This is a genomic window from Mesorhizobium sp. (genome assembly GCF_004962925.1).
Taxonomy (GTDB): domain Bacteria; phylum Pseudomonadota; class Alphaproteobacteria; order Rhizobiales; family Rhizobiaceae; genus Mesorhizobium.
Genome location: NZ_SUEO01000300.1, coordinates 1 through 6122, shown reverse-complemented (window position 1 = coordinate 6122; position 6122 = coordinate 1). Strand labels below are relative to the sequence as shown.

Below are 6122 nucleotides of genomic sequence, written 5' to 3'. Positions count from 1 at the left end.
CGCGTAGGCGTCCCAGACCGGTGGACCGCCGCCGATGAAGACGACACGGCCGGCAAAGCGCTTGAGCGTGTCCTCGGGATCCATGCTGGAGCGAACGACGACAAGCTCCCGATTCGCGCGAGCAAAATCCGGAACGCTCGCGATCGTCTTGGGGCCAGCGAGCAAAACGTGTCCTCTGGTGATGTCGAAAAACCGTGCAACGTCGGCGACGAACTCCGGCGACCGGTTGCCTTCCCATGGAAGGCGGCCTTTGAGGCCGAGCTGTCCCGCTTGGCCGATGGCACAGACAACCCTAACGACTGTCTTCTTCATGAGTACTCCACCGATAGCCGGCCTGATCGCATTCGCGACGCTTGCACGTCATGCGGCGCAACGGTGTTTCCGTTGTTTCCGCCATCAGTCCAGGGCCGGCGAGGTCGCGTTTTCGGATTGCCTCGCCAATTTCAGCATGTTCGCGCATCGATTTTTCCATGTGGTACATAGGTGCCGGACTGCGGCTGTACCGTTACCAGACCTTCCCGACGCAAAAGCGCGATTGTCTCGCGGACCGGCCGCATTAGAGGAGTTCTCGGCGACCGAGGAAAGGATGATGTACGCCGCGCTGTTCATTGAGCCTCAACGCAGCCGGGAGTACCGACTTCTCATCGGCGTGCGATGCTATGATGCGCGCATTGCCCAGGTATAGAAAGAGCGTCTTGGCCAGAGCCTGTGATGGATTTTTCGATCCTCGATGACGCGGTGCTGCGCAAAGCTCTATAGAAGTCCCGCCATCGATCAAGTCATATGCCGGTAAGAGACGCGGCTGGAAATTATTTTCGCTCAGAGGGTGCACGTCTTCGAATTGCTGAACCGCGAGTCTGCTGAATATTCTTGCAGAAAATTCTAAGGAATCGGCGCTTCTGCATATGTTTTGGCAAGAAGGTGCTTACCCGCTGCCCATATTGGCGGCAGATTTGCCCCGCTTATGATTGAAATTTTTACTTCTAATTTGGCGCATCGCGCAAAAAATATATCCTGCCCCAAGCAGACAGCCAGACATCGAAAGAATGTGGATTGCCGACAACAGGTTCGGCATGCAGGGGAAGGGTTTGACCATGAAACAGGTGAAAGAGTCGACGAATTCACTGACCAGAAGAAAGTTTCTCAAAGGCAGCGCTGCCGCTGCCGGGGCTGCCGTCGGATCGGGGGCAATCGGCGGGTTTCCGACGATCTGGGCCCAGGAAATCAAGGACATCGAACTGCGCCACCTCGGTGTCTCGTACTCGGTGGTGAAGGCCATCGGCGACCAGGCCGCCAAGGATCTCGGCTTCAAGGTGACGATGCAGAATCTCGACACCTCGGCAGCCATCAATCGCTTCATCACCCAGCCGAATTCGGTCGATATCGCCGACCTTGAAGGCTGGCAGGCCAAGCTTGCCGCCAAGCGCGGCGTCATCCAGGGCATCGAAGTCAAGAAGATCAAGGAGTTCGACAATATCCTGCCGATCTTCACAAAGGGCGAGATCGACGGCGCCGTCGTGTCGCGTCAGGGCATTTCGCCCTACGAAGCGATGTATATCGAGACGCCCGACGCGACTAAGCTGCACGACGGCGTCACCGAATGGGCGACGTTCCTGCCGCAAGTCTACAATGCAGATTCGATCGGCTATCGTCCCGATCTGGTCGGCCATCCGGTCACCGAATGGAAGGAACTAATTGATCCGAAGTTCAAGGGCAAGGCGGCGATCCTCGACGTGCCGGCGATCGGCATCATGGACGCCGCCCTGTGCTTAGAGAGTGCCGACCTGATCAAGTACGGCAATAAGGGCAACATGACCAAGGCCGAGATCGACTTCACGATCGACAAACTGATCGAACTGAAGAAGTCGGGCCACTTCCGCGCCACCTGGACAACATTCGACCAGTCGGTGCAACTGATGGCGGCCGGCGAGGTGATCATTCAGTCCATGTGGTCGCCGGCCGTCGCCGCCGTTCGGGTCAAGGAGATCCCGTGCGTCTATGCGCCGGTCAACAAGAAGGGCGACAAGGAAGGCTATCGCGGCTGGTGCAACGGCATGGGCTTGATGAAGCACCTCACCGGCAAGAAGCTCGAAGCCGCCTACGAGTACATCAACTGGTACTACACGGGCTGGCAGGGTGCCTTCGTCGCCCGTTACGGCTACTACAGCCCGGTGCCCACCAAGGCCAAGCCGTTCCTCACCGCTGCCGAATGGGACTATTGGTACGACGGCAAGCCTGCGCCCGACGAGATCAAGGATCCTTACGGCATCCCGATGGAGAAGGCAGGCACGGTGCGCGATGGCGGATCCTTCCTCGATCGGGTCAAGAACATCTCGTGCTGGAACACCCTGATGGACGAGGCTGCCTACATGAACAAGCGCTGGAACGACTTCAAGGTCGCCTGAAGCGCAACGGGATCGGGCGCGCCGTGCCCGATTGATACCTTCATCCGAAAATCTTCGGAGAGCCGCGATGGCGCAAAGCGCTGCGTTCAAGCGAAATCTGGCCGGATGGGCCTATGTGGCCCCGTTGGTCGTCGTGCTGATCCCGTTCTTCGTCCTGCCGCTCATCGCCGTGGTGGCCGCGAGCTTTTTCGAAACCGATGGCTTCGGCGGATTGTTCCCGGCCTTCAACCTCGACAATTACACCGAGATCCTGACTTCGGGACTGACGTTCAATCTCTACTACGAGACGATCAAGTTCACTGTACTGACCTGGTTCTTCAGCCTCCTCATCGGCTTCTTCGTCGCCTATTTCCTCGTCTTCCATGTCAGGAATCAATTGCTCGCGCTTGGGCTGTTCCTGCTCTGCACCGTGCCGTTTTGGACCTCGAACATCATCCGAATGATTTCCTGGATCCCGTTGCTCGGCAAGGAAGGGCTGGTCAACGAGGCCTTGCTCAAGCTCGGCCTGATCGACCAGCCACTCGAATTCCTGCTGTTTTCGAGCTTCGCGGTGGTGGTGGCCTATGTCCACCAGCTGACGATCTTCATGATCGTGCCAATCTTCAACGCCATGGGCCGCATCGACAAGCGCGTCGTCGAGGCTGCACTCGATGCCGGCGCCAGCCGCTTTGACATCATGCGGCTGATCATCGTGCCACTGTCGAAGAGCGGCATTGCCCTCGGTTCGATCTTCGTTATCTCGATTGTCATGGGCGACTTCTTCGTGGTCAAGGTGATGTCGGGTGGCGGCTCGGCGTCGGTCGTCGGCGCCTTCTACGAGAACATCTCGGTGCTGCAATATCCGACCGCCGCGGCGAGCGCTGTTCTGCTGACGATAATCCTCGTCATTACGGTTGGGCTGATCATCCGCTTCGTCGATATCCGCAAGGAGATCACGCGATGAGCCTGGCCCGTGTCTCGGACGTAGTCGCCACCAGCGTATCGGCGCGCCGGAGCCGGGCGATCGCGCCAACCAGTGGACGCCGGCCGTGGACTTTCTACGTGCTTGCCATCCTGTTCACGCTCTATCTGCTGGCGCTCTACGGTCCGATGGCCTGCATCTATATCCTTTCGCTCCAGGATCTGCGCGGCGGGCTGGTCTTCCCGATAAAAGGCCTGTCGCTGCACTGGTTCGTCGACCTGTTCACGCAGGTTCGCACCGGCGACGTCCAAGGCTCCTTCGAGCGCTCGTTCAAGCTTGCGCTGGTGGTCACGGTGCTGACCGTCGTCGTGTCCTTTCTGGCCGGACTTGGTTTTCGCAAACGCTTCGCCGGCGACACGGTCGTTTTCTATATGATGATCGGCAGCCTGGTCGCTCCGGGCCTGGTGCTCGGCATCGGCGTCGGGCTCATCTTCAACGCAGTCGGCATCGACGCAAGCCTGTTCACCTCCGCGCTTGGCGCGCAGCTTTCATGGACGCTGCCTTTCGGCGTGCTGGTCATGTTCGCCGTAATGTCGCGCTTCGACCATGCCTGGGAGGAGGCGGCACGCGACCTCGGTGCCTCGCCCTGGCAGACGATCCGGCTAGTCGTGATCCCGGTACTGGCGCCCGGCATCGTCGCCGTCGCGCTGTTCGGCTTCACGCTCTCCTATGACGAATTCGCCCGGACGCTGCAGACTGCCGGCTCGCTCAACACGCTGCCCCTGGAGATCTGGAGCATGACGCTGAATATCACCTCGCCGGCGCTCTATGCGCTTGGCACCGTTACCACGATCGTCTCTTTCCTCGTTATCGGCGCAAGCCTGGGCACGATCGCCTTCATGCAGAAGCGGCGTGAGGCGCGCGCCCCCGGCCAGCAGGGAGGTGCGGCATGAACCTCGGCAAGGGCCATATCGAAATCGCCGGCGTCGCCAAGAGCTATGACGGCTTCACCTATGCGGTCCACGGCGTCAATCTGAAGATCCCGGACGGCGCCTATTGCTGCATTCTCGGTCCGTCAGGATGCGGCAAAACCACGATCCTGCGCATGGTCGCCGGGCATGAGGATCCGACCGTTGGCGAGATCCTGATCGGCGGCGAGAACGTCGTCGGCCTGCCACCGGTCGAGCGCCGCACGGCGATGATGTTCCAGTCTTACGCATTGTTTCCGCATCTCACGGTGCGCGACAACATCGCCTTCGCGCTCAGGGTTCGCGGGCTTTCGAAGACCGAGCGCTATGCCAAGACCGACGCCATGATCGAGAAGGTGCGGATGACCGAGTTTTCCGACCGTCTCCCGGCGCAGCTGTCCGGCGGCCAGCAGCAGCGCGTGGCGCTGGCCCGCGCGGCCATCACCGAACCGCGGGTGCTGCTGCTCGACGAGCCGCTGTCGGCGCTCGACGAACATTTGCGCATCAGGATGCGCGCCGAGCTGAGGCGCATGCAGCGCGAACTCGGCATCACCTTCGTCCATGTCACGCACACCCAGCTTGAGGCGATTGCGCTCGCCGACATGGTCGTGGTCATGGAAAACGGCAAGATCAAGCAGTCGGGTCCGGCGCGCGAAATCTATGCCGCACCGAAGGATCGCTACGTCGCGGAGTTTCTTGGCGGGCAGAATGTGCTGAGCGGCAAGGTCGGTAAGATCAACGGCACGCGGGCGATGATCGCGAGCCCCGAGATCGCCGGCATTCAGATTCCGATGCACGCCGGTGCCCGGCTTGAGGCCGGCCAAGCAATCGACATCGCGGTGCGGCGCGACGATGTCGAGCTCTTCCGCGAGGACACGGCTCTGTCCGATCAGGACATGGCGTCGGTGCCGGCCACGATCCTCGGCATCGAGTATCAGGGCAATTTCGTCAAGGTGATGCTGGACGCGGCCGGCGAGGCGGAATTCGTCGCCTATGTGCCGGAGCGCCGTTTTTTCGAGAATCCGTTCAAAGTCGGCGACAGCGTGCTTGCGGCATGGCTGATCGACCGCGCACATTTGCTTGCCTAGGATTTGGAGCCCGTCATGGAAATCAGTCTCACGCTCAACACACGCCCGATCAGCGTCTCGGTCGAACCGGCGATGCTGCTGGTCGAGCTGCTGCGCGAGCAGCTCTCGCTCACTGGAACGCATGTCGGCTGCGACACCAGCCAGTGCGGCGCTTGCCTGGTGCATTTCAATGGCGAGTCCGTGAAGAGCTGCACCATGCTGGCGGTCTCAGCGGATGGCGGGTCGGTGAAGACGGTCGAAGGCCTTGCCGCCGGGCAGGCGAAGCTGCACCCCATGCAGCAGGCCTTCCATGAAAACCACGGGCTGCAATGCGGCTTCTGCACGCCCGGCATGCTGATGAGCGCGGTCGACCTCGTCGGGCGCAATCCCGACCCGAGCGAGACGGAGGTGCGCGATTGGCTGGAAGGCAATCTCTGCCGCTGCACCGGCTACCACAACATCGTCAAATCGGTGATCGCCGGCGCTGCCGCCATGCGCGATGCGAAGTGAGGGGCGTATGAACATGTCAAAAGTGGTCGGCATCGGCGCGTCGCCAAAGCGCAAGGAGGATCTGCGCTTCGTCACAGGGCGCGGCAACTACGTCGCGGACATCAAGCGGCCGGGAATGTTGTTCGGCGCGTTCCTGCGTTCGCCGCATGCACATGCCCGGCTTGGGGCGATCGATGTGACGGCGGCCCGCGCCATGCCGGGCGTGGTGGCGATCTATACCGGCGAAGATCTGAAAGCCGACAATGTCGGCGGCCTGCCGGTCGGCTGGGGC

Annotated in this window: 7 protein-coding genes and 1 pseudogene; 6 read left to right on the top strand and 2 right to left on the bottom strand. The window is 60.9% G+C overall.

The genetic code is table 11. The features are described from left to right. A partial coding sequence (locus E5W87_RS33305) for a dihydrofolate reductase (protein ID WP_292407554.1) occupies positions 1 to 312 on the bottom strand: 312 nt, incomplete at its 3' end. After that, positions 293 to 460, bottom strand: coding sequence for a hypothetical protein (locus tag E5W87_RS33300; protein WP_292407551.1), 168 nt, complete (start codon positions 458 to 460; stop codon positions 293 to 295). The genes E5W87_RS33300 and E5W87_RS33305, both read right to left, overlap by 20 nt. 634 nt (positions 461 to 1094) lie before the next feature. Here E5W87_RS33300 and E5W87_RS33295 point away from each other — a divergent pair. The 6 genes and pseudogenes from E5W87_RS33295 to E5W87_RS33270 all read left to right on the top strand — a co-directional run. Further along, positions 1095 to 2405, top strand: a complete 1311-nt coding sequence (locus tag E5W87_RS33295) for a PotD/PotF family extracellular solute-binding protein (RefSeq protein ID WP_292407549.1) — start codon at positions 1095 to 1097, stop codon at positions 2403 to 2405. 67 nt (positions 2406 to 2472) lie between these two features. Continuing rightward, the gene (locus tag E5W87_RS33290) at positions 2473 to 3348 is read left to right on the top strand and encodes an ABC transporter permease (RefSeq protein ID WP_292407546.1); all 876 of its coding nucleotides are present in this window, start codon (positions 2473 to 2475) and stop codon (positions 3346 to 3348) included. Next, positions 3345 to 4259 carry an ABC transporter permease gene (locus E5W87_RS33285; protein WP_292407544.1) on the top strand — a complete coding sequence of 305 codons (915 nt, stop codon included), beginning with the start codon at positions 3345 to 3347 and terminating at the stop codon, positions 4257 to 4259. The genes E5W87_RS33290 and E5W87_RS33285 overlap by 4 nt, the downstream gene beginning before the upstream one ends. Then, positions 4256 to 5362: an ABC transporter ATP-binding protein gene (locus E5W87_RS33280; protein WP_292407541.1), complete on the top strand. Its 1107-nt coding sequence runs from the start codon at positions 4256 to 4258 to the stop codon at positions 5360 to 5362. Before E5W87_RS33285 ends, E5W87_RS33280 begins: the two co-directional genes overlap by 4 nt. 15 nt (positions 5363 to 5377) lie before the next feature. Then, complete coding sequence (locus E5W87_RS33275; protein WP_292407537.1) at positions 5378 to 5851, top strand: (2Fe-2S)-binding protein; 474 nt, start codon at positions 5378 to 5380, stop codon at positions 5849 to 5851. Positions 5852 to 5864: 13 nt separating this feature from the next. Continuing rightward, positions 5865 to 6122, top strand: a pseudogene (locus E5W87_RS33270) (xanthine dehydrogenase family protein molybdopterin-binding subunit); the annotation flags it as partial.

What these genes read in the sequence shown, in the direction of transcription:
- E5W87_RS33300 (WP_292407551.1), bottom strand. Translation starts at nt 460, where the DNA reads ATGCGCGAACATGCTGAAATTGGCGAGGCAATCCGAAAACGCGACCTC.
- E5W87_RS33295 (WP_292407549.1), top strand. Translation starts at nt 1,095, where the DNA reads ATGAAACAGGTGAAAGAGTCGACGAATTCACTGACCAGAAGAAAGTTT.
- E5W87_RS33290 (WP_292407546.1), top strand. Translation starts at nt 2,473, where the DNA reads ATGGCGCAAAGCGCTGCGTTCAAGCGAAATCTGGCCGGATGGGCCTAT.
- E5W87_RS33285 (WP_292407544.1), top strand. Translation starts at nt 3,345, where the DNA reads ATGAGCCTGGCCCGTGTCTCGGACGTAGTCGCCACCAGCGTATCGGCG.
- E5W87_RS33280 (WP_292407541.1), top strand. Translation starts at nt 4,256, where the DNA reads ATGAACCTCGGCAAGGGCCATATCGAAATCGCCGGCGTCGCCAAGAGC.
- E5W87_RS33275 (WP_292407537.1), top strand. Translation starts at nt 5,378, where the DNA reads ATGGAAATCAGTCTCACGCTCAACACACGCCCGATCAGCGTCTCGGTC.